This is a genomic window from Leptothoe sp. PORK10 BA2 (assembly GCF_034932105.1).
GTDB lineage: Bacteria > Cyanobacteriota > Cyanobacteriia > Phormidesmidales > Phormidesmidaceae > Leptothoe.
The window spans coordinates 25,210-50,089 of sequence record NZ_JAYGIG010000007.1; the positions used below are offsets into that span (position 1 = coordinate 25,210).

General features: G+C 52.1%; 16 protein-coding genes, 1 tRNA gene and 1 pseudogene. 7 read left to right on the forward strand and 11 right to left on the reverse strand.

What is annotated here, in order from left to right; translation table 11 throughout:
* Positions 1–12: 12 nt before the first annotated feature.
* Complete coding sequence (locus tag VB741_RS03385; RefSeq protein WP_323363736.1) at positions 13–2,262, forward strand: hypothetical protein; 2,250 nt, start codon at positions 13–15, stop codon at positions 2,260–2,262.
* Here the strand turns inward: VB741_RS03385 and VB741_RS03390 are convergent.
* From VB741_RS03390 to ligA, 4 genes are all read right to left on the reverse strand, one after another.
* The gene (locus tag VB741_RS03390) at positions 2,241–3,458 is read right to left on the reverse strand and encodes an EAL domain-containing protein (protein ID WP_323363737.1); all 1,218 of its coding nucleotides are present in this window, start codon (positions 3,456–3,458) and stop codon (positions 2,241–2,243) included. The two genes, VB741_RS03385 and VB741_RS03390, sit on opposite strands and share 22 nt — an antisense overlap.
* Before the next feature lie 196 nt (positions 3,459–3,654).
* A complete protein-coding gene (truB, locus tag VB741_RS03395; protein WP_323363738.1) occupies positions 3,655–4,554 on the reverse strand; it encodes a tRNA pseudouridine(55) synthase TruB in 900 nt (299 codons plus the stop codon).
* A 76-nt stretch (positions 4,555–4,630) separates the two neighbouring features.
* Complete coding sequence (locus VB741_RS03400; protein WP_323363739.1) at positions 4,631–6,475, reverse strand: alpha/beta hydrolase; 1,845 nt, start codon at positions 6,473–6,475, stop codon at positions 4,631–4,633.
* A 52-nt stretch (positions 6,476–6,527) separates the two neighbouring features.
* Positions 6,528–8,573 (reverse strand): NAD-dependent DNA ligase LigA, encoded by a 2,046-nt coding sequence (ligA, locus tag VB741_RS03405; RefSeq protein ID WP_323363740.1) that lies wholly within the window; start codon positions 8,571–8,573, stop codon positions 6,528–6,530.
* Between the two features lie 194 nt (positions 8,574–8,767).
* Here ligA and VB741_RS03410 point away from each other — a divergent pair, with 194 nt between their 5' ends.
* Together VB741_RS03410 and chlP are read left to right on the forward strand one after the other, a co-directional pair.
* On the forward strand, positions 8,768–9,991 hold the full coding sequence (locus tag VB741_RS03410; RefSeq protein WP_323363741.1) for an MFS transporter: 1,224 nt from the start codon (positions 8,768–8,770) through the stop codon (positions 9,989–9,991).
* 257 nt (positions 9,992–10,248) lie between these two features.
* A complete protein-coding gene (chlP, locus tag VB741_RS03415) occupies positions 10,249–11,511 on the forward strand; it encodes a geranylgeranyl reductase (protein ID WP_323363742.1) in 1,263 nt (420 codons plus the stop codon).
* A gap of 315 nt (positions 11,512–11,826) precedes the next feature.
* Here chlP and VB741_RS03420 read toward each other — a convergent pair whose 3' ends face one another.
* The 5 genes from VB741_RS03420 to VB741_RS03440 all read right to left on the reverse strand — a co-directional run bounded on the left by VB741_RS03420 (position 11,827) and on the right by VB741_RS03440 (position 14,888).
* On the reverse strand, positions 11,827–12,561 hold the full coding sequence (locus tag VB741_RS03420) for a response regulator transcription factor (RefSeq protein ID WP_323363743.1): 735 nt from the start codon (positions 12,559–12,561) through the stop codon (positions 11,827–11,829).
* A gap of 446 nt (positions 12,562–13,007) precedes the next feature.
* A tRNA-Asn gene (locus VB741_RS03425) sits at positions 13,008–13,079 on the reverse strand.
* A 118-nt stretch (positions 13,080–13,197) separates the two neighbouring features.
* On the reverse strand, positions 13,198–13,749 hold the full coding sequence (locus VB741_RS03430) for an NYN domain-containing protein (protein ID WP_323363744.1): 552 nt from the start codon (positions 13,747–13,749) through the stop codon (positions 13,198–13,200).
* 115 nt (positions 13,750–13,864) lie between these two features.
* Positions 13,865–14,539, reverse strand: coding sequence for an energy-coupling factor ABC transporter ATP-binding protein (locus VB741_RS03435; RefSeq protein ID WP_323363745.1), 675 nt, complete (start codon positions 14,537–14,539; stop codon positions 13,865–13,867).
* A gap of 76 nt (positions 14,540–14,615) precedes the next feature.
* Positions 14,616–14,888 (reverse strand): hypothetical protein, encoded by a 273-nt coding sequence (locus tag VB741_RS03440; protein WP_323363746.1) that lies wholly within the window; start codon positions 14,886–14,888, stop codon positions 14,616–14,618.
* Positions 14,889–15,596: 708 nt separating this feature from the next.
* Here VB741_RS03440 and VB741_RS03445 point away from each other — a divergent pair.
* The 4 genes and pseudogenes from VB741_RS03445 (at position 15,597) to VB741_RS03465 (ending at position 20,484) form a co-directional block, all read left to right on the forward strand.
* Positions 15,597–15,881: a 4a-hydroxytetrahydrobiopterin dehydratase gene (locus VB741_RS03445; RefSeq protein ID WP_323363747.1), complete on the forward strand. Its 285-nt coding sequence runs from the start codon at positions 15,597–15,599 to the stop codon at positions 15,879–15,881.
* Positions 15,882–16,185: 304 nt separating this feature from the next.
* Positions 16,186–16,337: pseudogene (locus VB741_RS03450) on the forward strand (transposase); the annotation flags it as partial.
* 894 nt (positions 16,338–17,231) lie between these two features.
* Positions 17,232–18,611 carry an iron uptake porin gene (locus VB741_RS03460; protein WP_323363748.1) on the forward strand — a complete coding sequence of 460 codons (1,380 nt, stop codon included), beginning with the start codon at positions 17,232–17,234 and terminating at the stop codon, positions 18,609–18,611.
* Between the two features lie 502 nt (positions 18,612–19,113).
* Positions 19,114–20,484, forward strand: coding sequence for an iron uptake porin (locus tag VB741_RS03465; RefSeq protein ID WP_323363749.1), 1,371 nt, complete (start codon positions 19,114–19,116; stop codon positions 20,482–20,484).
* Positions 20,485–20,592: 108 nt separating this feature from the next.
* On the opposite strand, the gene purF is transcribed toward VB741_RS03465, so the two are convergent.
* Positions 20,593–22,083, reverse strand: coding sequence for an amidophosphoribosyltransferase (purF, locus tag VB741_RS03470; RefSeq protein ID WP_323363750.1), 1,491 nt, complete (start codon positions 22,081–22,083; stop codon positions 20,593–20,595).
* Positions 22,084–22,270: 187 nt separating this feature from the next.
* Positions 22,271–24,610, reverse strand: a complete 2,340-nt coding sequence (gene purL, locus VB741_RS03475; protein ID WP_323363751.1) for a phosphoribosylformylglycinamidine synthase subunit PurL — start codon at positions 24,608–24,610, stop codon at positions 22,271–22,273.
* Between the last annotated feature and the right edge of the window lie 270 nt (positions 24,611–24,880).

The window sequence follows — 24,880 nt, forward strand, 5'->3', positions numbered from 1 at the left end:
TGCAGCATTCCCATGGGTCTGAGCAAATCAAATCCAGCTACCCACTCGGTAAAACTCTTGGTGAGCTCATCGTCAGGTCGTGTTCCCTGGCGGGTTCTGAGCGGCTTAACCTTGGGGGGTGGGGTCGTTTTGATGGCGGTGGTCATCCTATCAGGGGCCAAGCTGATTGTTGATCCCCATAGTCCCAATTGGTTAAAGCAGGCGTTTCCTGGATTAGCGAATAATTTTGAAGCTGTTCCCCAGACATCGGCTGAAATTCTAGCGGAGATGAAGTCCCAAGGTATTACCCCTGGGGAGCCCATCGCCTGGCCCCGAGTGGACCAGCCCCAAGCCTGGTTCTATCCGATTCTCAGCACGGATGATCGGTCCATTACGGAACTTTGGGTCTATCGGGTGCAGGGGGATCAGCTCCAGCGGGTGGATCAGGTGGCGATTCGGCCCCTGAAGGAATCCTTTATTACGAATCCCCTGGTGGGCAGCGCCTCCCAGGTGGTCAGTATCGAGAGTGATGCCACTCTGACATCGGTCAAACTGATGCCGATTAAGTCAGCCGATGTACCCTGGCTGCTGCTGGAGGGGCAGGGGCGCTATGGCAATACCGTCATTCGCTACGGGCAGATTCTGAGCTATCAGCCGAGTTCCCAACGGATACATCGATTGCTCAATTGGTCGAGCCCGGCAGGGAAATTGCCCCAGTTGCAAACGGCGGAGACTGGAGATCAGCTCCTGATCGATCAAACTGTTGGGCTGCGGCCTAGTTTTTTGCTGTATCAAATCATTTCTAACGATCCGCCCCGGCTCCAGGAGGTGTCTCTTTACCAGTCGGTCTATGCATCAGACGTGGCCACATCTCTCTATGAAAAAGCGCTGCAGTTGGCCCAGGGGGCAGTGTGGTCCCATAGTTTGCAAATGATGCAGTCGGCCAAAGTGGAATTGGGCCCAGACTGGTCCCCCGCTGCCCAAAACCAGCTGCATTTAATTGGGTTACATGCTAAACGTACCCAAGAGCAAACTAAACAGACCTGGTCCAGTCAACAGCAACATATTTGGGCTTATTTAATTGATGGTCAGTGGGAGCAGGCCCTGACTATTCTGGAAAGCAATCCTGAGCTCTATGGCGCTACGCTCAAACGGTTAGAAACGGATTTTGATGCCCTGTGGCGTTCGGTGACCGTACATCTACAGGTGCATCCTAAGGATGTGGCCTCCCAGATCTGGGGGACGTTACTGGTGACGGCCCGCCAGTCACCGGAGGTGGGTAAGGACTGGTTGATGAAAAAAGCTCCTGGGAAGATCACGTTGGAACGGTTGCAGGCGTTGGGCCGCAGTCCGTTGGAGAGCGCGGGTGAAACGATCACGTCTGGGAAAAACCTTGGCCAGGCTGGGACCCAGGCCGCGTCAGCCCCGTTGGCGGCTGCTACCCATCCGGGGCGTTATCTGGGCCTGGTGGGGCAGGCTACTGCGGTGGTGGCACCGGAGGTTGGTTGGTTGCGATCGCAATCCCTACCCACCCCATTGCCAGGACAAACCTGGTATCACATTGACATCCAATTACTCCAAGACAGTGCTGGCTGGGGGCGGCCTCCCAACACCATTACCGCCGCTAATTTTTGGGCCGAGTCCCTATCCCTGCGGCGGCAGCTGCAACTTTTTAATGGCCATCTCCCCGTTGCCGGACTGACTGTTCATGGGGTGAAAACCATGGGCTCTGGCTTAGCCCTATTGGCCATTGGCCCTAAGCTCGAATCCGGGACTGAACCCCAGAATGCCGGACCTGTCCTGGTGACCACGGGCCATGGTCTGCAGTGGTTGCCCACCCTGCCATGGCAAGCGACTCCCCCTGTGGCTAGCCTCCCCAATGCTATTTCCGCCCAAGCGAACGCCGGGGAGACGACAGCCCAAACTATGGCCTCCCCGGCTGACCCGATTCCTGATGCGATCACGTTAATGGTCCATACCATTGGCTCCCAACTGGGTCTCACACCTGGGCAAATGTCTGAACTCTATCCCCATTTGCAATATGCCAGCTTGGACCTGATGGGGGATCCGACTGCGGAAAAACTATTCCACCTGGGCTCCCATGTACCCCCAGGGTTAGCGATTGCCCCAGGTAAAACCATGATATTTTCTGGGGCTGGAGAGCTGCTCTACAGTGATGTCGGCCAGCAACAGTCATTGTTAGCCCTAGCGGCAAAGAGTGCCGATCGACCGGCCACGCTATTGGTGGAACAGGCGGGCCGCTATACGCTGACGGGCTTGTGAGCTAGTTCCTGGGCCAGTAGCTGCTGCACCTCGACAAAGGGCAGCGCTTTACCAAAGAGATAGCCCTGGCCAATGTCACAGCCAGACTTTTGCAGGACTTCTAGCTGTTCAAGGGTTTCAATCCCTTCCACCACCGTTTGCATATTCAGTCCGTCGGCCATGGCCAACAGGCTTTTTAGTAGTACCTGGGTGCGGGGATTGGTCAGAATGTCCTGGACAAACGCCCGGTCAATTTTGAACCCATCCACCTCAAACCGAGTCAGATAGTTGAGGCTGGAGAACCCTGTGCCAAAGTCATCTAGGGATATTTTGAAACCGGCCTGACGACAGCACTGTAACGTTTCTAATGCGACCGGATTCTCCATAAAGACCCGTTCAGTGATTTCCAGTTTGATTTGCGATGGTTGTAGACTGTGTTGCTCGATGACCGTTTGCAATTCCGCTAAGAAATTATTTTCAGCTAGTTGCCGAGGGGCAACGTTGATGCTGACAAACAGGCACCTGTCGGGGCAGATAGTCTGGAACTGAGCCAAATCCCGGCAGGATTGCTGAATCGTCTGTTGACCAATGGGGATAATCAAGGATGTTTCTTCGGCCAGACTCGTAAACTCCCCTGGGGACACATGGCCTCGGGTAGGGCTAAACCATCGGATTAACGCTTCAAAGCCGAGGATTTGTCGGGTTTGAATGTTCACCAGGGGCTGATAGTGGGGCCGGAGTTGCTGATTGACCAGGGCTGCCTGCAGTTCCGATTCAAGGCGCATTTTATCGAGCACTTGGTCATTGTCGGCCACCGACTGGGAGGGTAGTCCGGTGGGGATATTGGCGGCTGTGGATGAGGTCACCTGGGGGGTGCTACGGATCCGATGGAGCAAGGTCTTCACCAACAGCTGCACTACGGGGTCCGCATCCTGCACTCGTTCCGAAATTTGTCGACTAGAAATGGCAACACAGACGGTCTCTTCGAGGGCCCTAGCCGATGCTGAGCGGGGGGCTGTATCCATCACGGCCATTTCTCCCAGCACATCGCCACTGGTCAATATACGTAGGGGGAAGGGTTGACCATCGATGGTGATGGCAATTTCTACCCTCCCTGACTCAATGATGTAGGCTGAATCTCCGGGGTCTCCCTCAGAGAAAATAGTCTCACCTGTTTGAAAGCGCTTCAGCGCAGAGGCAGAACTCCAGTTAGACATTGGTGTCTTAACCCAGTGAACAACAAAATTAACTAGTAAAAATCACGGGGATGCACAGTCAAAAGACACATCTCATCCTCAATTGGTTTCCCTGATATCTACATGTTCTGTCTAGTGACTACGGGAAACTACTGAAGTTTTAGGGAATAGATGTTTAGAAAGCCTAGATCTGGCTCAAGATCTTGACCAAGCATCGTTAAAACGATTGGACAAACGCCATCTTGGGCACCAGGTGGGATTGACCCTCTTTAATCCGAAATACCCCAATGCCTAGAAATGGGCAGGTGTCGGTCATCACCCGCAGGGGCTGTTCCAGTTCAAGGGTGGGAACCATGGGCAAACGCTGTCCCTGACACCAGCGACGGCCGACTTCAGGGGAGAGCACTATTTGGGGTAAATGTGCCATGGCTACAGTCGGGGCAATCAGTTCAACCTGTTCTGGCTGCTCAGATAATGTCTCCAGAGAAATACTGGTGTCTAATGTAAATCCGCTGCTTTGGGTGCGAATTAGGGAGGCTAAGGTGCCGCCTACCTCCAGGAGCGCGCCCAGATCCCTGGCAATGGAGCGGATGTAGGTACCGGCTCCACAGGTAATATCTAGGGTGATTTGGGGCGTATCCCCCGGTTGCCAATGGACCACATCAATTTGGTGAATAACGACCTGGCGGCTTGGAATATCCACTGCTTTAGTCATGCCCTGACGGGCCAAGTCATAAAGCCGCCGACCGTCAACATGTACCGCGCTGTAGAGTGGGGGGATTTGCTGAATGGTGCCTTGGAACTGCTCTAAATGCTTGGTGATGGCCGCCGGGGTCAGATGGGCTGCCGGGGTGTGGGTGAGGATAGTGCCGTCGAGGTCGTCCGTATCTGTGGTGGTGCCCAGCTGCACCACGGCACGATAGGCCTTATCGCTAGGGAGATAAGGCAACAGGCGAGTGGCGCGACCCACCGCCATGGGCAGGACACCAGTGGCTGCCGGGTCTAGGGTGCCAGCATGGCCAATTTTTTTGGTGTTGAGTAGGCGGCGTAGTTTGGCTACACAGTCATGGGATGTCCAGCCAGCAGGTTTATGGAGGTTTACAAAACCATCAGGCATGGTTGGTCGCAGGGAATGGCTGGGGGGCAGGATGAGGGAACCGGATTAAGAAATAGGATTAATCAAAGTCATCCTATCAGGGCGATGGGGGGGGCGGGGCCGAAAATGCGGGGGGGCGGGTTTCATCTAGCAGCACCTCTGGAGTAACAGGTGCTGGATTGGCGAGCTCTGCTCCGGTTAGAGCCTCGGGGGAGATAATTTCGTCGGCTGCTGCCCGGGGTGGTCCACCGAGCTGATCTGCTAAGGCGGGACCGGTGAGGCTTTGGACGAGGCTGAGTTTGATCGGGTCTTGGTTGAGCTGGGCGATGCCGTCGGCGGTCAGCAGTGCCCCATAGGTACTGTTTCCTGTCAAGTGCTGGGTTAAGAATGCCAGGCTGGATGCGGCGAGGTAAGTTTGGGCTAGCTCGGGAGCCGGGCCAATAATTTCTGGGGGGAGGTCAAAGGATTCGCTACCGGTTGCTGTCATGGCAATGGTGGAAAAGTGGGTGCCCTGGCGCATGAGCAGGAGGTAGCGCTCGGGATGGGTGAGCCAGGTAAAGGGCACCAGCTGTTCTTGGAGGGCGGGAGCGACGGTATCAGCGCCGCTGGATACCAGCATGGTTGGTGTGGTCACTTGGCCCAGGCTTTCTTCGCCAAAGATCACGCTGGTGATGGGATTGATTGCGATCGCAGCCCTCACCCGCCCATCCTGTAATGACAGGGTCGTCTCAGGGGATTCAGCCAACTGACTGGCCTGACATTGCAGTAGCAATGACGCATTCAACGATAGGGACCCGGGAGGACAGCTTGCCTGCAGCACCTCAAAATCCAGGCTGGCACCGGCTAAGGCCAAGGCCGTATAGCCCCCAAATGACTGACCTACGATGCCGACTTGGGCAAAATTAATCAAATTACGATACTGGGTGGCCTCCCGCTCTAAATAGTTAAGCAGGGCCGAAATCCCCTGGGGCCGCTCAAGAAATTCTTCGTTAGGGATCACATCAGCCGACTTGCCCACCAGTAGGGCGTTAATTTGCGCCGCGTTACTCCCGGGGTGTTCCACATTCAGCACCAAAAAACCATGGGAGGCCAAATGCTCGCCCAGATAGGCATAGGACGTGCGGTCACTACCTAAGCCATGGGAAATAATCACCGTGGGGCGGTTGGGTTGGCGCTGGCCCTGCAGCGTTGGCAGATAGACATCAGCTGGGATGGGAGCATTGCTAGCCAATGTTTGGCGCTCTACCTGAAAACGTCCAGGCCGTTGAGCTTGAAGGGCTAAGGCCCGTAGCCTTGCTTGCTCCATCTCGGATAATGCCACTGTCGGAGCACCTAGCCGCTCTAGTAAATCAATCGATGCTTCTGTTTCATAGATGGCCCGGTTAATCTCGCGCAGCAGCCCCAAACCTCGATCTAACTCAATCCGCATTTCCGAGGAGGGAAAATTACGCAATGTATTCAACAGGGTCAGACCTTCATCCTGATCGGATACCGCCACCAACAGTGCCCCTCGCAGTGCTCGCAAATCGCTGCGCCGGGCCTCTGTGCGAATAAAGTCAGCGGCAATATTCAGGAGGTATTCCCCCTGTTTGGTATGGAAAAATCGATCTAACAGCACCACATCCACATCAATGGTGTCGATATCTTGATCTAAACGCCACGTGAGGGCCTGTCTGAGCACATCAACATCGTAGTCATCGGGTAAGAACTGAGCATAGTAGGCCAGATCTTCACTGAGTACCCCATTCTCAGCCAGCTGTTCTAAATCAGCCAGTTCGATGGAGCGTTCCACCGGACCAAAGGCAAACGTGACGCGTTCTGCCCCCTGGCTAGCTGCGGCCGTGGTCAAGATTGTCCCTAAAACTGTCCCCAAGACTGTCCCTACTGACCGGGCTAGCCGTTGAATATCCTTGCTTGCAGCCGATAAGCACAATCGTTTCATAACCTTATATTCGCAGCCAGAAAATGCCCAGAAAATGTCCAGAAAACAAAACCTAAGGGGATGCCGTTTCTTCCAACAACGCTAGCAACTCTTCTTCGCTCAGCTGTTGAATACCCAGCTTTTCAGCCTTAGCCAGCTTTGATCCGGCATCTATACCGACCACAACATAGCTTGTTTTTGCGCTGACTGACCCAGTCACTTTGCCTCCACTGGCCTCAATTTTGGCCTTAGCCTCCCGGCGGCTGAGGGTGGGTAGGGTGCCGGTGAGTACAAATGTTTTGTTCGCCATGGGCAGCTCCGTGGAGGCGACCACCGGAGGTGCACCGGCTAACTGCACCCCTGCTATGTTTAAGCGCTCAATTAGGCGCTGGTTAGCCGATGCTTGAAACCATTCATGGACGGAGTAGGCAATTTCTGGACCAATGCCATACACCGCTTCAATATCCTTTGGTTCTGCCGCTGCCAAACGGTCTGCTGTATAGAATTCCTGGGTCAGCAGCTGGGCATTGACCACCCCCACATGGCGAATGCCCAGACCAAAGAGTACCCGAGACCAAGGTTGTGACTTAGAGGCTTGGATGGCATCGATCAATTTCTGGGCCAGTTGCTGCCCCATGCGTTCCAGGGGCAGGAGGTCCTCGACGGTCAAATCATATAGATCGGCCACGGAGCTAACTAGCCGTTGTGCTAAGAGCTGCTGCACCCATTTTTCCCCCAGCCCACCGATGTCCAGGGCTTGACGACTGGTCCAGTGGATGAGATCCCCTCGCACAATGGCCGGGCAGGTGGGATTGATACATCGGGTCACCGCCTCATCTGCCGGTCTGACTAAGGCTGCACCACATTCAGGGCAGTGGGTGGGCAGCTGACAGGGTTCGGCTCCCTGGGGTCTGAGGTCCGTTAATACCCGCACTATCTCAGGAATAATTTCCCCGGCTTTGCGGACGATGACGGTGTCCCCCTTGTGGAGGTTGAGTTCAGCGATCCGATCGGCGTTGTGCAGGGTGGCCCGCGAAACGGTCGTTCCCGCCAGCTGCACGGGGGCTAATTCGGCCACTGGTGTGACCGCCCCCGTGCGGCCAATTTGTACCGTCATGTCCCGCAAAATGGTCGGGGCTTCTTCGGCCGGATATTTCAGGGCAATGGCCCAGCGAGGAAATTTTTGGGTAAACCCTAGGCGCTCCTGTAAAGCCAGATCGTTCAGTTTAACCACCACCCCATCGGTGAGGTAGGGGAGCTGGGTGCGGGCTTGGTCCCAATAGTTGTAAAACTGGGCCACATCTTCTGTTTTGGGACAAAGTTGGCAATTGGGATTGACCTTAAATCCAAGGGTTTGTAGGGTCTTTAGGGAATCTTCCTGGGTTTGGGGGGAGGACAGACCACCCGTGCCTTCGGGTAAAAGGAGCGTATAGGCAAAAAAGTCGAGGCGGCGCTGGGCCACCACCTTAGAGTCCAGCTGGCGCAGGGTGCCAGCCGCTGCGTTTCGGGGGTTGGCAAAGGGGGCTTCCTCCTTTGCTTGGCGTTCAGCGTTAATGCGCTTAAACACATCGTTGGGGATAAAGGCCTCCCCCCTCACTTCCACCCGTGGGGGAGGAGGCTCGATTTGGAGCCGTAGGGGAATGGAGCGAATGGTGCGCACATTGGGGGTGATGTCTTCGCCGCTGATGCCGTCGCCGCGAGTCACCCCGCGAGTGAGGAGACCATTTTCATAGGTCAGGGCTAGGGCATTGCCATCAATCTTTAGTTCAGCCACAACCGGGGCCGATTCTATATCAGGTGTTTGTCGCTGCCAGCGAGTTTCCCACTGGCGATATTCGTCAATATCAAAGGCATTTTCCAAACTGTAGAGCGGAATATTGTGCTCTAGGGCCGTGAACTGACTGGCCGGTTGTTCCCCCACCCGCTGGGTAGGGCTATCGGGGGTAACAAGGGCGGGATGCTGTTCCTCTAAATCTTGCAGTTCGCGATAGAGCCGGTCGTAAACTTCGTCAGGTAGGTCAGGGGCATCCAGCACGTGGTAGGCATAGCTAGCTTTTTGCAGTTGAGATCGCAGCTCTTTTGCCCGCTGGCGCAAATTTTCTGGAACTGTTTCTGCCATACCGTTAGGATGCTGAATTGATATTGATTTAAGAAACTGGGGTGGGCCTGGATGGGCACATTGAATTCTACCCGAGGAAAGCCTTCAGCAGCCATGGGCGGCGCAATCTCCTGAAGGCTTTCGGCGATCGCCTATGGACTTATACAAGCATGGTTATACGGTGGTTATATAACCATGGGTATACAAGGTAGTTTGTGATCATTTTTCCGAAACTGGATGCCCGCCTCTGGATTTTGGCGGCGGGCCGCTTGCTATCCCATCTGGGGATTGGGTTTACCCTGTTCTATGCGCCGCTTTTTTTTGCGGATGATGTGGGTCTTTCGGCCACGGCCATTGGGTTGGGATTGGGCAGCCAGTCCTTGTCGGGGATGGTGGGTCGTTTTGCCGGGGGCTCCATGGCGGATTCACCTCGCTGGGGCCGACGGCGCACCCTGTTGCTATCTGCCGCCATTTCCGCCGTGGCCGATGGGTGTTTTGTGGTCACCCATGACTTTGGGGGCTTTGTGTTGGCTAATTTGTGCATGGGCCTGGGGGTGGGTCTGTACTGGCCCGCTAGTGAGGCCGTAGTGGCCGATCTCACCACTGGGGCAAATCGCAATGAAGCCTTTGCCCTGACCCGTTTGGCGGATAACCTCGGCCTGAGCCTGGGGGTGGTGCTAGGGGGGGCGGTGATTGCGGTGTTTCAAGCCTATCGAGTGCTTTTTGCCCTGGATGGCCTGACGTTTATGGTGTTTTATGCCATCGTGGCGGTGGCCATTGGGGAGACCCTGGGTACAACGAATCCTGTGGGGACTTTTTGGCAGGGTTGGCGCAGGGCGGTTTGCGATCGCACCCTACAAATTTACGTTGTCGTCAACTGTCTGTTTACCCTCTATATCTCCCAGTCCCACAGCACCCTGCCCCTCTACCTCAACCGTTTTACCACCCTCGATAATCACGCTGCAGTAGGGGGCATCTTCACCTGGGCCATTGTGCTCACCGTCCTATGTCAGCTACCCATGGCCCGCTGGCTGAGTCGCTTTGCCCAGCCCCATGCCCTGATGATTTCCCTCGTCTTTTGGGCCATCACCTTTTTCAGTACTTGGCTGGTGGGGCAGCAGCTGATCAGCCCTACTCTGTTTGTTCTGGTTGGTCTGACCGCCATGGCCCTGGGGACCGTGGCCTACACGCCCATTGCTTCTGCTTTGGTGGTGGGCATCTCACCCCCCGCCCTACGAGGGGTCTATTTATCGATTAATTCCATGTGTTGGGCCGTGGGCTATTTGATCGGTCCTCCCCTGGGCGGCTGGGCCTTAGATCAGGGTGTTGCCCATCAATTTTGGCTGTGGTTAATTGCCAGCACCCTAGGCGGAGGAATGATCCTAGGCTTGCTCCAAGCCCAGTTCCAATTCCAACCGACCAGAATTCCTGACCCGTAAGGAGAGATTGCCTGGAGCCTTGAGACCCTAGGAAACCCTTAAATAGGAATCAAGGGAAAGACTCGTTTCAGGCGCCATCACCGCTTAAATTTCAAGCTGGTTGAGCCAATTCTGCATTCTCTGTGAAGTCACTAAACGTTAGACAAACGCCTTTGTCTGTTTCATTTTTGTTACATCCATAGGAGTGTTTCCAGAGGTCTCAAATCTGCGTGATAGCATACGAAACATAGCTTTTAATCGAATTGGAGAAAAACACCTTGGCACTTCGGGTTGCGGTTGTTGGAGGCGGTCCGGCAGGCTCTTCTGCTGCTGAGACATTAGTAAAAGCAGGTATTGATACCTATCTCTTTGAGCGAAAGTTAGACAATGCTAAGCCCTGTGGCGGAGCCATTCCCCTCTGTATGGTGGATGAGTTCGATTTGCCCCCTGAGATCATTGACCGCCGCGTGCGCAAGATGAAAATGATCTCCCCCTCAAACGTTGAGGTGAATATTGGTAGCACCCTCAAGGATGATGAGTACATTGGCATGTGCCGTCGTGAGGTCTTGGATGGCTTTTTGCGTGAACGGGCTGAAAAACTAGGCGCTAAGGTGATTAACGGCACCGTTCACAAACTGGAGCTCCCTAGCAACGATAAGGATCCCTACACCCTGCACTACGCCGATCATGCCAATGGCACGATCCAAGGTGAAGCCAAGACTCTTCAGGTAGATATGGTGATTGGTGCCGATGGTGCCAACTCCCGCGTGGCTCGGGCGATTGATGCGGGGGACTATAACTATGCGATCGCATTCCAAGAGCGCATCCGCATTCCCGATGACAAGATGGCCTACTACGAAGAACTAGCGGAAATGTACGTCGGTGATGACGTCTCCCCTGACTTCTATGCCTGGGTATTTCCCAAGTATGACCACGTAGCTGTGGGTACTGGCACCATGCGAGTGAACCAAGCAAAAATTAAGCAGCTACAAAAGGGCATTCGCAAGCGGGCGGCCAAACGCCTTGAAGGTGGGACAATTATCAAGGTAGAAGCCCATCCGATTCCTGAGCACCCCAGACCTCGTCGCGTTGTGGGCCGGGTTGCCCTAGTGGGTGATGCCGCCGGTACCGTCACCAAGTCCTCCGGTGAAGGTATTTACTTCGCCGCCAAGTCTGGCCGCATGTGTGCCGAAACCATCGTTGAACTATCCAACCATGGTGAGCGCGCCCTTACCGAGGCAGAACTCAAGACCTACATCCAGCGTTGGGACAAGCAGTACGGCATTACCTATCTGGTATTGGATATTCTGCAGCGGGTGTTCTATCGCTCCGATGCTACTCGCGAAGCCTTCGTTGAGATGTGTTCCGACATAGATGTTCAGAAGCTGACCTTTGATAGCTATCTGTACAAAACCGTTGTCCCTGCTAACCCCATTACCCAAATGAAGATTACCGCCAAGACCATTGGCAGTTTGATTCGCGGCAATGCCCTAGCCCCGGCTGAATACTTCCCCGTTGAACCGGTGGGATCCAGGAAGTAGAATTTCAATCCAAAACAAGTAAAGCCGCCAGTAGAAAGTTATTTCTACTGGCGGCTTTACTTGTCGGTCCTAATAGCCGATCTGACTTGAGTTGGGCTGACTGTGATTACGGCAGGACCTTTGGGAAACAAAAGTCCATTGACCCTATTTCTCTAATCATTAACCCATAAAAAAGCTATTAAAAAAGGAGCCGCCATGGGCTCCCTTTTTTTGTATATTGGCGACGCTGAAATGCCATACCTCCACATGTACAGCGGCAATGAAACTTAAACACTGAGATGTTTTCTCCTAATGTCCGCTTGAATTAATCAAACCCTAGCTAGCTGCACGGTTAGCATAAAGTTGCTCATCCTGGGGCAGCTCTAGACAATAGCCCGCACCATAGACAGTCTTAATAAACTTGGGATGGCGTGGGTCCGGTTCCAATTTGGTTCGCAGATGGCGAATATGTACCCGAATAGTTTCAATGTCGTCGTTCGGGTCATAGCCCCAAACTTCCTTCAGAATTTCACTCGGGGCAACAGTCTGACCATGACGCTGGAGAAGACAGTGCAGTAGCTCAAATTCCAAGTGGGTCAATTTGACAGTGCGCTCAAACCAGATGGCTTCAAACCGCTCCGGAACCAAGGTTAATGGACCATGGTTAAGGATTTCGCTATGCTTTGCAGCCTGGGGAATACGGTCAGTGCGTCGCAGGAGTGCCCTAACCCGGGCCAGCATTTCTTCTAATTCAAAGGGTTTAGTCAGGTAATCATCGGCACCCGCATTAAACCCGTCAACTTTATCTTGGGTTTGGCCCAAGGCGGTTAACATCAAGACCGGGATATCCGCTGTTCGCTCATCGCGGCGAACACGCTGGCAAACGGTGAGGCCGTCTACCTTAGGCAACATCAAGTCAAGCATAATTAGATCGGGTAAGAGCTGCACAGCGAGTGCTTGACCCTTGATCCCGTCCTCAGCTTGACTGACATCATATCCAGCCATTTCCAGGTTAACTGCTACCAGTTCTGAAATAGCCGGATCATCATCTACGACAAGTATACGAGGCATCTTAAAAACAGATATTTTGCTATACGGAACTTAGAACTCACATGCTAGATATGGCCCAATAACCCGCTCCGCCCAAAAACATACGTTAAGAAGGGGAGACAAATTTTATCCCAAATCTATACTATCGCTACAATCCGTTACTCAAACGATACCTTAAGGTTTAATTCACGTTATGGCTGAGGCTGTAGCGGCTGTCTGGTCCTTGTCAGGGCCGTCAAGCCTCTGCTGGAGGGAGATGCATGAAATTTTAACCTCTGGATAAAGAATTTTATTTAATGAAATATTGTGAAAAGATGACCATAAAAAAATAGCCGTAATTCTAAACGGCTATCTAAGCAGTTAACAGGGCAGTTAGCAGTTAATTAATGGATATCTGTCTATGGATTGCCCAAAGCTGATGTATCCACTGCTAGCAATCTAGTTTGATTTTAGGGTTTGATTTCTAACTCCCCAGGTAGGATTCGAACCTACGACCAATCGATTAACAGTCGACCGCTCTACCACTGAGCTACTGAGGATTGTTCAGTTTTACCAATATAGGTAATTGTATAGCAGTTATGCAAGGGGATTCTGAATCTTTCTCGGTAAAGCGTTTGAATCCCTAGGGGCGGTGGGTCTGCCACCTGGATGAACGCGTCATTCCATCAGGTTGGATCTGAGCTTAGCTAGTTTTGCTTGCATGTCTGGATTGAGGGATTTTGATAGGAATCGCTGCTTGGACTGTTTTTGGGGCTTCTGCCGATGTTTTACTGCTTGCTCTGATAGGTGTACGTCCATGCCCAGCTGGGCAGCTGACATCCATTCGGCACCGTACCCAATTACAGTCAGCTGTTGGGCTCGATCAGAGGTCGCTACGATCAGCCGTTTCTCAAATTTACGAATATCGTTACGAAACTTGGCGCAGGAGATTTCTATATAGCTATCGGCGGTTTGGCCAAAGTTGGTGTAGTGAATGGCGAGATGTTGGGTAAACCTCTCGCTGCGATGAGTTTGGGGCTGACCGTAGGCGTCAAACACGAGCAGGGTTTCAAACCCTTGATAGGCACTGTAGTTGGCTAGGGCCTCCGCTAGCTGATTGCGGGCTATGTCCAAACCCTGGTGGTCGCGAAGCTCGATTAATTCTGGCCAGGCACCGATAATGTTATACCCATCGACGAATAAAATTGCCTGGGAGGTAGAACCGGTCATCTTCGGGTGCCTGGGTAATGTATAAGCTAAGTTTAGGTTTCCTTTAGCTTAACGTTCGCTACCTGTGTAACAAGCTGCCCAAGGACTTTTTTAGGGATTTTTTGGGGAATTTTGCTTAGGTTAAATGGAGATTTTTCAGGGCTTGTTTGACTTGTTCGGGGGCACCTTGGCTGGTGACGCGCCCCTGTTCTAGCAAAATGGCGCGATCGCAATAGTCCAACTCCAGCAATCGATGGGTCACCCACAGGGCCGTAATGCCTTGTTTTTTAACGAGATCACGCACCTGGGCCACCAGTTCCAGTTGGCTGTCTGGGTCGAGCAGGGCGGTGGGTTCGTCAAATAGCAGCACCCGACATTGCTGAGCGAGGGCCCCTGCGATCGCAACCCGCTGCTTCTGCCCCCCGCTGAGGGCATAGATGGGCCGTCGCTTGAGGTGTAGCAGATTGACCATGGTGAGGGCCTCATCCACCCGCTTTCGCACCGCTTCATAGGCCATGTTTTCATCCACTAGGCCAAAGGCCACATCTGCCCCCACCGTCGGCATCACCAGCTGGTGATCGGGGTTTTGAAAGACAAACCCCACCGGTCCCTGCAAATGAATTGTGCCCTGGGGTGCATTCAGCAGTCCGGCCAAGAGCTTCAGTAGGGTGGATTTACCGCTGCCGTTGGTACCCAGCAGCATACAAAACTCCCCCCGTTGCACCTCTAGGGAACATCCAGCCAGCACCGATGCCCCTGAATCCCAGCTAAAGTGCAAATCGTCAATTGCGATCGCGCAAGGCTGTTCCATCACTGCAAAATAGCCCAGTACACATCAAACCAGTCCAGCAGACCAGCCAAGTGGTCCAGCAAAAACTAGACCAGTCCTAGTCATTGCCCATGGAAAAAAAGCCAGCTGCCTTACCCGATGACGACGCGCCACCAGACTTTTCATACATCTGTACGGTGGCCAGTTCGCTTACCAATACCGATAGCTTTTTCCCCTCTTGCTTGTCACAGCTCAGTTCAATGACGGTCGGTTGTCCTGTTTTCAACGCATTCATAATAGTTCCATAGGCCTCGTCGGCGGCCTCCAGGGTTTTCTTTTGCACCGACATGGGTAGGGCCGTATGCTTCAGCGAAAGCTCAACTATATACATGGGAAAAATTATCTTTCTGAGGAGTCCGGTCTCTAGTATGTCAAAAATGACCCACAAGTTCAGGCATCAATACTGTAGATAGGGTTTAGATCGGTCGACCAACCGCCAAATCTTAACGGTGGCTATAGCTTTGGGCCCATGGTTTTTAACCTCGCTGATATTAGCCCTGGGCTTTTTTATTCGTTACCTCAGCAATTCTCATTATGAGAATGATTCTCACTCAAATGTCTGATTTCAGTGGCTTCAAATGGCTAGACCCTGCATTCTGTCGTCCAAACGATCAGGAGTAAAAGTCTTTGAAAGCCCTGATTTCAGTACAAATGTTTCAAAATGAGAATTGCTGTCGTTACCTAGGGCGGGCCTCTTTTTCCTAATACCTATGCTATATTTCAGTCAGCACTAAGTGCTCCTGGTACTAAAACCGTTTAGGGATAAGGAGGTGATGCCCATGAGTGACAGTAGTTGTATGCGCATGGGTCTTCAGGTTGATGCAAACCGGCTGTGTGCCGGGGCTGTTCTTTAGAGACAGCTTCATTCTTTTGAAACTGACCCGCTAGAGTTCCTTCCGGCAGTCTGGTTTCAACCTAAGACCCCACTAGACCGCTCCTATCTTTGAAGTTGCTGAGGCGCTTTCCCGATAGGAGCGGATAGTTTTTTAAAGGGGCATCCATAGTAATCATCTTAGTAACCACTTTCTTCATTGCATCTATGTCCGGCCTCCTTTCTGCTGCTGAAATCCAGTCGAAACTCGCTGCATTACCCGACTGGATGCTTGAAGGCAAAACTATTCAAACCACGCTGAGCTTCAAAAATTTTATCGAAGCCGTGGAGTTTATCAATCGGGTTGTGCAACCTGCAGAGGCCACAGGACACCACCCTGACCTCGCTATCTCCTACAACAAGGTCACCATTAGTCTGACTACCCATGACGCAGGCGGGCTAACACGGAAAGATTTTGATATGGCTCAGACTTTATCAGCTTTGATGAAGTAGTAAGGTGACGTGCGATCGCTACACAATTGCTCAACGCTTCAAGCGGGTATCAACTTAAGCCGAAAAATCCTGACTAGGTGGGGAATCAGGGGCCAGAATCCAGAATCCAGTGAATGATTACGGGGATGGGTTCGAGCCGATGCTAGACGTCGTGAAAGTCCAGCATCGACAATTCTGGATAGTCAAAGTGTGGCCATTTAATGGAGACTATCGGGGAGCAAACTTTATTGAATGGGCCATGGATTCATTCCGATGGGTTATTCAATCAAGTTTTACGCCCCAAAGAAGCCAAAGGATTGTCCTGCTCAAAAAGCGATGGGTCGTCGAACGTACCTTTGGTTGGTTGGAACTGGTATCGACGACTGAGTAAGGACTATGAGCATTTACCCGAGTTATCCGAGGCCATGCATGATTTACATCGTCATGATTCGATTCATGCTGATGAGACTGGCGTAATTTTATACACCCCTTTACCTTTTAAAACAGCCTCTTATATATCTAGGTCTTACATACTCAAAAAGCGATGGGTCGTCGAATGTACCTTTGGTTGGTTGGAACTGGTACCGACGACTGAGTAAGGACTATGAGCATTTACCCGAGTCATCCGAGGCCATGCATGATTTACATCGTCATGATTCGATTCATGCTGATGAGACTGGCGTAATTCTATACACCCCTTTACCTTTTAAAACAGCCTCTTATATATCTAGGCCTTACATATTTAATTGAATTTGAATATATAAAACTCATTTCCTTTATCACTTGCTGACAAAAAATCAATATTCCATAAAATTGAAGCCATAAAACTAGTTTTATTAACCCTCAATTAACATTATTTTAATTAATGATTAATCGTTGTTTAAATAGAAACAGACATTACTTTTTTGATTTAGATATGCCTCCTATGTGAGTTAAGAATAAAGAAACTTAAAAGGGTAAATCTTGGTCAGGAAATTATCTAACAGAATTTTTCATAAAGATGGGGTTTGCAGCTCGTTAACCGTAGGCTTGGTTCTTATTTTACTTAATTGAGAATGGAGTCACTTTGAGCGCATCTAGCCTTATTTTTGTCACTTTGGGTGCATCTAGCCTTATTTTCGTCAATTTGTAGGGTGCCTCGAAACACTTAATAATCTTTGTTCGTAAGTGTTTTAGTGGTTTTTGTGGTCAGAAATATAACCCACATAATACGTATGACTTCTGCGAAAAGCTTGGCGAATTTCTATCACTAGCTATAGTCATAGCTAAGATATTTTGATGTCATCCGATCCAAGGGTTTTAACCAACAGTTTGTTTTTCTAAAAGAGCACTGTTGATGCCCCTGTATTAGGTGTGAGAAATAAATAAGTTATGGCTAATTTTTTGAAAGCTTTTCTGGCTAGCCCCATCCTGCTGGGTGCTGCTTTTGCTGGTTCCGCTGTAGCGGCTGAGACTACTGAGACTTTCAGTGTTGATGCCCTGAGCAACCCTGAGTCCATCCAGCTGGCTCAGGTGACTAGTGTTTCCGAGCTATCTGACGTTCTGCCTTCTGACTGGGCCTACACTGCCCTGCAGCGTCTGGTAGAAGAGTACGGTTGTCTTGAGGGCTACCCCGACCGTTCCTTCCGTGGCAACCGTGCCCTGACTCGTTATGAGTTTGCCGCTGGTTTGAACGCTTGTTTGGACGTGATCGTTCAGCTTATCGGTGGTGGTGATGACCTCGACACTATCCGTCGCTTGCAGGAAGAGTTTGCAGCTGAGCTGGCTACCATCCGTGGTCGCGTTGACACTCTAGAAGCTGACGTAGCTGAGCTAGAAGCTAACCAGTTCTCTACCACTACTAAGTTGAAGGGTCAGTTGGACGCTCACTTGGTCATTCCTTTTGATGTAGAAGGTGAACTAGAAGACCAAGACGAAGTTACGTTTGAGTATCGTGGTCGTCTAAACCTAGACACTAGTTTTACTGGCGAAGATCGTCTAAGGACTCGTTTGCAGTTTGGTGACAGCATTAATAGTGCTAACGGCATTCCTGGAAACCTGGCTCGTGATGGTGGTGGTGGTAATAATGTTGTCATTAATGACCTTTACTACAGCTTCCCCATCGGTAGCCGCGTCTCCGCTATTGTTGCTGCCAACGACATTGTTTCTGACGACTTTGTAACCAGCACTATCGTTCCTTTCGATGGTCCTGCTGTAGCTGATTACGGCGGTCCTCAGTTCTACGATCAGCTTGGCGTCGGTGGAGATTCTTTGGGTGTTGGTCTTAACATTTCCCTAACTGACAACATTATTCTTGACCTGGGCTATGCCACTGGTCGCGGTCAAGATGCTACCAAGGGTGTCTTCGACGAGTATGAGTACATTGCCCAGTTGAACTTCCTAACCGATGGTCTGATTGATGCGGCTGTCACCTACATGGACGGTGAGAGCGGCGATGGTAATGGCGAAGAAGCCATCATCGCGGGTCTGTTGAGCCTAGATTTCGGCGGCTTCGTCCTGGGTGGTTACTATGCTGACCAAGATGGCGATGACAGCTACCAGTTCGGTGCGGCTATTCCTAGCTTGCTAGGTGGTGGTGCTGCTGGTGTCTACTACGCCGAGGACTTCGATGACGACAGCGTGATTGAAGGCTACTATTCTGCCAAGATCAACAAGTACTGGACTCTGACTCCTGCGGTGATCTACGGTGATCCTGATGGCGGTGGCAACGATAGCCTCTATGGTGTTATCCGTTCCACTTTCAATTTCTAAGCCCCAGTCTTAGAACAGTCCATGGACTCTATGAAAATCTAGAGCCCATGGACAAACCCCTTTCATCCTAAGAACCCAATCCATTGGATTGGGTTCTTAGGTACTTGACCTTAGTAGGCAATGAAACCCCAGGTTCCTCGTTTCTACTTTTTTCTTTTCAAACCTCAGTAGCTGTCCATAAACCCTAGTAACCCCCTTAGATGGTCTTCTGGGATGTACCAACATTACAGCTGTCACAGCTGAAACTATTTTCAAAAAAAAATAGCAGACCATACAAGATGCCAGCAGAGTAACTCGGTCCTAATTGATTCATTTTTTTGAACATTAAGGTAGCTGAGTTTACTGGTTCTTCCTGGAATGATCTGCTAGCATATTTATCTAGAAGCGTTTGTTGCGTAATTTGCTACGTAATACTGCTTCGTTTACGTGTTTAACCGTATAGATTTCAGCGATTTTGCTGGTGTTCGTCTCGGTTTACTAAGGTGTGAGGAGAAAATTAAAAATGTCTAATCTTTGGAAAGCTTTTCTGGCTAGCCCCATCCTATTGGGCGCTGCTTTTGCTGGTTCCGCTGTAGCGGCTGAGACTGTAGAGACTGTCAGTGTTGATGCCCTGAGCAACCCTGAGTCCATCCAGCTGGCTCAGGTGACTAGTGTTTCCGAGTTATCTGACGTTCTGCCTTCTGACTGGGCCTACACTGCCCTGCAGCGTCTGGTAGAAGAGTACGGTTGTCTTGAGGGCTACCCCGACCGTTCCTTCCGTGGCAACCGTGCCCTGACTCGTTATGAGTTTGCCGCTGGTTTGAACGCTTGTTTGGACGTAATCGTTCAGCTTATCGGTGGTGGTGACGACCTCGACACTATCCGTCGCCTGCAGGAAGAGTTTGCTGCTGAGCTGGCTACCATCCGTGGTCGTGTTGACACCCTAGAAGCTGACGTAGCTGAACTAGAAGCTAACCAGTTCTCTACCACCACTAAGTTGAAGGGTCAGTTAGACGCTCACTTGGTCGTTCCTTTTGATGCAGACGGTGACGACGACGAAGTTACGTTTGAGTATCGTGGTCGTCTAAACCTAGACACTAGCTTTACTGGCGAAGACCGTTTGCGTACTCGTCTGCAGTTTGGTGATAACATCAACGCCCTTGGCGGCGTTCCCGGTGGATTCGCCAACTCTGCTGGTACTGATGATAATGTTGTCATTAATGACCTTTACTACAGCTTCCCCATCGGTAGCCGAATCTCCGCTATCGTTTCTGCTAACAGCACCGTTTCCGATGACTTCGTAACCAGCACTATCGTTCCTTTCGATGGTTCTAGTGTGGCTGATTACGGCGGTCCTCAGTTCTACGATCAGCTTAGCGTCGGTGGAGATTCTTTGGGTGTTGGTTTCAACGTCGCCTTCACTGACAACATTATCCTTGACCTGGGCTATGCCACTGGTCGCGGTCAAGATGCTACCAAGGGTATCTTCGACGAGTATGAGTACATTGCTCAGTTGAACTTCCTAACCGATGGTCTGATTGATGCGGCTGTCACCTACATTGACGGTGAGAGCGGCGATGGTAATGGCGAAGAAGCCATCATCGCAGGTCTGTTGAGCCTAGATTTCGGCGGCTTCGTCCTGGGTGGTTACTATGCTGACCAAGATGGCGATAGCAGCTTCCAGTTTGGTGCGGCTGTTCCTAGCTTCCTGGGTGGTAGTGCTGCTGGTGTGTACTATGCCGAGGACTTCGATAACGACAGTGTGATTGAAGGTTACTATTCTGCCGAAATCAACAAGTACTGGACTCTGACTCCTGCTGTGATCTACGGTGATCTTGATGGTGATGACAACGATAGCCTCTATGGTGTTATCCGTTCCACTTTCAACTTCTAAGTTTCATCGCTTAGGGTTTTAACAAAAAGGCCCCGCATTAGCGGGGCCTTTTTGTTGTTGTGACAAGGGCGACCCTTTGGGGGCCATCCCGTGTGGTTGTTCCGCTGTCTAAGCTTCCACCGGTGTTTTTTCTAGCATTAGTTTGGACCGTTTGAACATTTCAGGAATGTCTACAGGATATTGGCCAGTAAAACAGGCGGAGCAAAATGTGCTGGTGTCTTGCTGGGTGGCTGTCAACATCCCTTCCCAACTTAAGTAGGCTAGGGAATCTACTCCGATGTGGGCTTCAATTTCCTTCACCGATTTGGTAGCGGCAATCAGCTGGTCTTGACTGTCTGTATCAATGCCGTAAAAGCAGGGATGGGTAACCGGTGGCGATGAAATTCGCATATGGACTTCGGTGGCTCCGGCATCCCGGAGGGCTTTGACGATTTTGCCGCTGGTGGTGCCTCGCACAATGGAATCATCCACTAGCAAAATTCGCTTACCTTGCAGCACATCCCGCAGGGGATTTAGTTTAATGCGAATGCCTGCTTCCCGCATTATTTGGGTGGGTTGAATAAAGGTGCGGCCCACGTAGCGGTTTTTGATCAGACCTTCTGCATAGGGAATGCCGGAGGTTTCGGCAAAGCCGATGGCGGCAGGAATGCCTGAGTCAGGGACGGGCATGATCAGGTCCACATCCGCCGATGATTCTTGGGCCAAAATATTGCCCAAACGCTTGCGATAGCTATAGAGGCTTTCCCCGTGGTAGATGCTGTCAGGCCGGGCAAAGTACACCATCTCAAAAATACAGAGGCGGCGTTCGGGCTGGGCCCACTGAACTGATTTAAGACCCGCTTCACTGATCCAGATCAGTTCACCGGGCTGAACGTCACGAATATGGTGGGCATTGACAATGTCTAGGCCACAGGTTTCAGAGGCTACGGCATATTGACCGGGACCATTGTGGGGGTCATCGCCCCCAAAGTAGCCCAGGACCAGGGGGCGGATGCCGTTGGGATCGCGGATGGCTAAGATGCCTTCTGGGGTGGCAATGGTGAGGCTAAAGGCTCCTTCACAGCGCTTACAGGCATCGATAGCTGCAGCTATCCAGTCTTTGCCTTCATTTACGGCATCTGCCATAAATAGGGCAATGAGTTCGGTGTCGGTGGTGGTGAGCAGCGTATGGTTGCGTTTAAGCAGTTCTTCACGCAGCGTACTAGCATTGACCACATTGCCGTTGTGGGCCAGGGCCATGTCCCCAAGACGGGTGTTTACAATGGCTGGCTGGGCATTGGCAACACGGCTAGACCCTGTGGTGGAGTAGCGGTTATGGCCGATGGCCCACTGCCCAGGCAGACGCTGCAACACTTCTTCGTCAAAGACTTGGGACACCAGTCCCATGTCTTTGTGGACGTTAATGGAGCCATGGTCGAAGGTGGCAATGCCAGCGGATTCTTGGCCCCGGTGTTGTAAGGCGTAGAGGCCAAAGTAGCTCAGAGTGGCGACATCGTCGGTAGGGGAAAAGACAGCGAATACGCCACAGGCTTCTTCTGGCTTATCAGGGCGAACATCCACGGCAGAAGGGTGGGAAAAAGTCTTGGGGGGAAGAGGCATCGTGAGTCCACTTAGCGTTAATAACGGCAAAAAGAGGTGACTAAGGTCTATGGGCTTAAGACGCTAGCGGCTTGTGTAACTTGATAGGGGGCTGGGAAAAAGGGGCTTAATATTTTCTTAATCAGTATGATCCTAGCATCCTAAGCAGGATGCTAAGCCATTGCTCTATGAGATTAAGCAGAGTTGTTTAGGCAACTAGGGCTCTTTCTATAGCGTAGTGCCAACCATCGGCCATGGTGGCAATGTCTAAATTGATTAAGGTTTCATGGGGGGATAGTTGGAGGATGAGCTGACTCTCGGCTGTGTTGACGGTGCCGATTTGGCTCCATGGGAGCTTGAGCTGGTGACTGAGGTAGCTTTCCCAAGCGGTTTTGTGGGTGGGGGCTACGGTGACAATAATGCGAGCGCCCCCTTCACCGAAGAGTAGGGTGTCATAGCGTTGGTCTGTGGTATTGGGCACTGTGATGGTGGCTCCAAGGTTGCCGCCGATGGCGGACTCGGCTAGTGCGATCGCAACTCCACCCTCAGCACAGTCATGGGCCGCCGTAATCCAACCCTGACGAATCCCATAGCGACAAGCAGCCTGCACCGCTAGCTCCAGGTCAATGTTCACCTGGGGCGGCTTGCCTGCCACCTGACCATGGATCACCTTCAGATATTCCGATGCCCCCAGGGTCACCGTCCCGTCAGCCCCCTCCCCCAGGGGTGTCCCCAGCAGGTAAATCTGATCGCCGGGATTTTGCCAGCTTTGACCACAAATCTGATCCAGGTCGTCAATCACACCCACCATTCCCACCACAGGGGTGGGATAGATCGGCTGAGGGTTGCCCTCACTATCAACAGTTTCGTTATAGAGCGACACATTGCCACCGGTTACCGGCGTATCAAACCGCCGGCAGCCGTCAGCTAGCCCCCGACAAGCCTCTGCCAGCTGCCAGTAACCCACAGGCTTTTCAGGACTACCAAAATTCAAGTTATCCGTCACCGCAATCGGTTCTGCTCCGACGCAGCTCAGGTTGCGGGCGGCCTCTGCCACCGCCGCCAGTCCCCCCTCATAGGGATTGAGATACACGTAACGGGGATTGCAGTCCGTGGTGGCCGCCACCCCAGAATTACTACTGCTACCGTCATCTCCTTCTAGGGGACGCAATCGTAAAATTGCCGCATCCGCCCCCCCCGGCAGCATCACCGTATTGTTTTGCACCTGGTGGTCATATTGGTGATAGACCCACTGTTTGGACGCAATGGTCGGTGTGCTTAGCAGGGCCAACATCACCTCATTCCATGACTGCTGGTTAATCCCCGCCGTCGAACAATCCCCTAGGCTGCTCTCCTGCCAGGCCCAGGCCGTTTGCACATAGGCCGGGGGCTCTGCCAACACCTCCCGCTCATACAGCGGTGTATTATCCGCCAAGGCCGCCGCTGGTACCTCCGCCGCCACTTCCCCCTGGAATAAAATCCGCACAACGGGCTCTTGGATCACTTCCCCAGCTACCACGGCATGTAGGCCCCAGCGCTCAAAAATATCAATTAATTCCTGCTCGCGGCCCTTGTGCCCCACAAACAGCATGCGTTCCTGGGACTCTGACAACAGATACTCATAGGGCACCATGCCCGTTTCCCGTACCGGTACCTTATCTAGGTCTAGTTCAATCCCCACCCCTCCATTCACAGCCATTTCAGAGGTGGAACAGGTGATACCTGCGGCCCCCATATCCTGAGCTGCCACCACTGCCCCGGTTTTAAACGCTTCTAGACAGGCCTCCACCAGGGATTTTTCTAAAAACGGATCCCCCACTTGGACCGCCGGGCGATCAGCCTCCGACTTATCGGTCAGTTCGGCACTGGCAAAGCTGGCTCCCCCCATGCCATCCCGCCCGGTGGTGGAGCCCACATAGAGCACCGGATTGCCAATGCCCGCCGCGCCAGACTTGACGATGTCTGTGGTTTCCATCAGGCCAATGGCCATGGCATTCACCAGGGGGTTGCCCGCATAGGCGGCATCAAAATAAATTTCCCCCCCTACGGTGGGCACCCCAAAACAGTTGCCATAGTGGGAAATCCCGGAGACGACACCTGAGAAAATTCGCCGCGTGTTGGGGTCATCCAGGGGGCCAAACCGCAATGCGTTCAATGCAGCAATGGGCCGTGCCCCCATGGTAAAGATGTCGCGCAGAATGCCCCCCACCCCGGTGGCAGCCCCTTGAAACGGTTCAACCGCCGACGGGTGATTGTGGGATTCAATCTTAAACACCAGCCGCTGGCCGTGGCCCACGTCGACCACGCCAGCATTTTCCCCCGGCCCCACTAAAATGCGTGGTCCCTCGGTGGGAAACTGTTTGAGCAATGGTCGAGAATTCTTATAACAGCAATGTTCTGACCACATCACCCCGAACATGCCTAGCTCAGCTCGGTTGGGATGACGCCCTAATCGCTGAACAATTTCAGCATATTCGCCTGGTTTTAGCCCCTCAGAAGAAATTTCTTCCTCAGAACACGGAATTTGGGTGGATGCAGTCGTAGACATTAATAGGGATGAGTTGGCGGGGGTGGACAAGGCTTGATTTTAAACCCTCCCACTGCGCATCACTCATCTTGTAAAAAAAAACCGACAGAACTCCCGCGAGTTCTATCGGCTGGTTGTGTGTTCCCTGTAGATGACTCGGCTAGAGTTGAGTCATCCTTAGTATGCTGAATTTACCCAGGGGGGATAGCGATCCAAATCATGGTTAACCTGTGATTCTGATCACATTTGATCACATTTTGCTTGATGTGGATCACTGCTGGCCGTTGGCCG

Excerpts from the sequence above, each read along its gene's own strand:
- VB741_RS03385 (WP_323363736.1), top strand. The coding sequence starts at position 13 with ATGGGTCTGAGCAAATCAAATCCAGCTACCCACTCGGTAAAACTCTTG.
- VB741_RS03390 (WP_323363737.1), bottom strand. The coding sequence starts at position 3,458 with ATGTCTAACTGGAGTTCTGCCTCTGCGCTGAAGCGCTTTCAAACAGGT.
- truB (WP_323363738.1), bottom strand. The coding sequence starts at position 4,554 with ATGCCTGATGGTTTTGTAAACCTCCATAAACCTGCTGGCTGGACATCC.
- VB741_RS03400 (WP_323363739.1), bottom strand. The coding sequence starts at position 6,475 with ATGAAACGATTGTGCTTATCGGCTGCAAGCAAGGATATTCAACGGCTA.
- ligA (WP_323363740.1), bottom strand. The coding sequence starts at position 8,573 with ATGGCAGAAACAGTTCCAGAAAATTTGCGCCAGCGGGCAAAAGAGCTG.
- VB741_RS03420 (WP_323363743.1), bottom strand. The coding sequence starts at position 12,561 with ATGCCTCGTATACTTGTCGTAGATGATGATCCGGCTATTTCAGAACTG.
- VB741_RS03430 (WP_323363744.1), bottom strand. The coding sequence starts at position 13,749 with ATGACCGGTTCTACCTCCCAGGCAATTTTATTCGTCGATGGGTATAAC.
- VB741_RS03435 (WP_323363745.1), bottom strand. The coding sequence starts at position 14,539 with ATGGAACAGCCTTGCGCGATCGCAATTGACGATTTGCACTTTAGCTGG.
- VB741_RS03440 (WP_323363746.1), bottom strand. The coding sequence starts at position 14,888 with ATGTATATAGTTGAGCTTTCGCTGAAGCATACGGCCCTACCCATGTCG.
- VB741_RS03445 (WP_323363747.1), top strand. The coding sequence starts at position 15,597 with ATGTCCGGCCTCCTTTCTGCTGCTGAAATCCAGTCGAAACTCGCTGCA.
- VB741_RS03460 (WP_323363748.1), top strand. The coding sequence starts at position 17,232 with ATGGCTAATTTTTTGAAAGCTTTTCTGGCTAGCCCCATCCTGCTGGGT.
- VB741_RS03465 (WP_323363749.1), top strand. The coding sequence starts at position 19,114 with ATGTCTAATCTTTGGAAAGCTTTTCTGGCTAGCCCCATCCTATTGGGC.
- purF (WP_323363750.1), bottom strand. The coding sequence starts at position 22,083 with ATGCCTCTTCCCCCCAAGACTTTTTCCCACCCTTCTGCCGTGGATGTT.
- purL (WP_323363751.1), bottom strand. The coding sequence starts at position 24,610 with ATGTCTACGACTGCATCCACCCAAATTCCGTGTTCTGAGGAAGAAATT.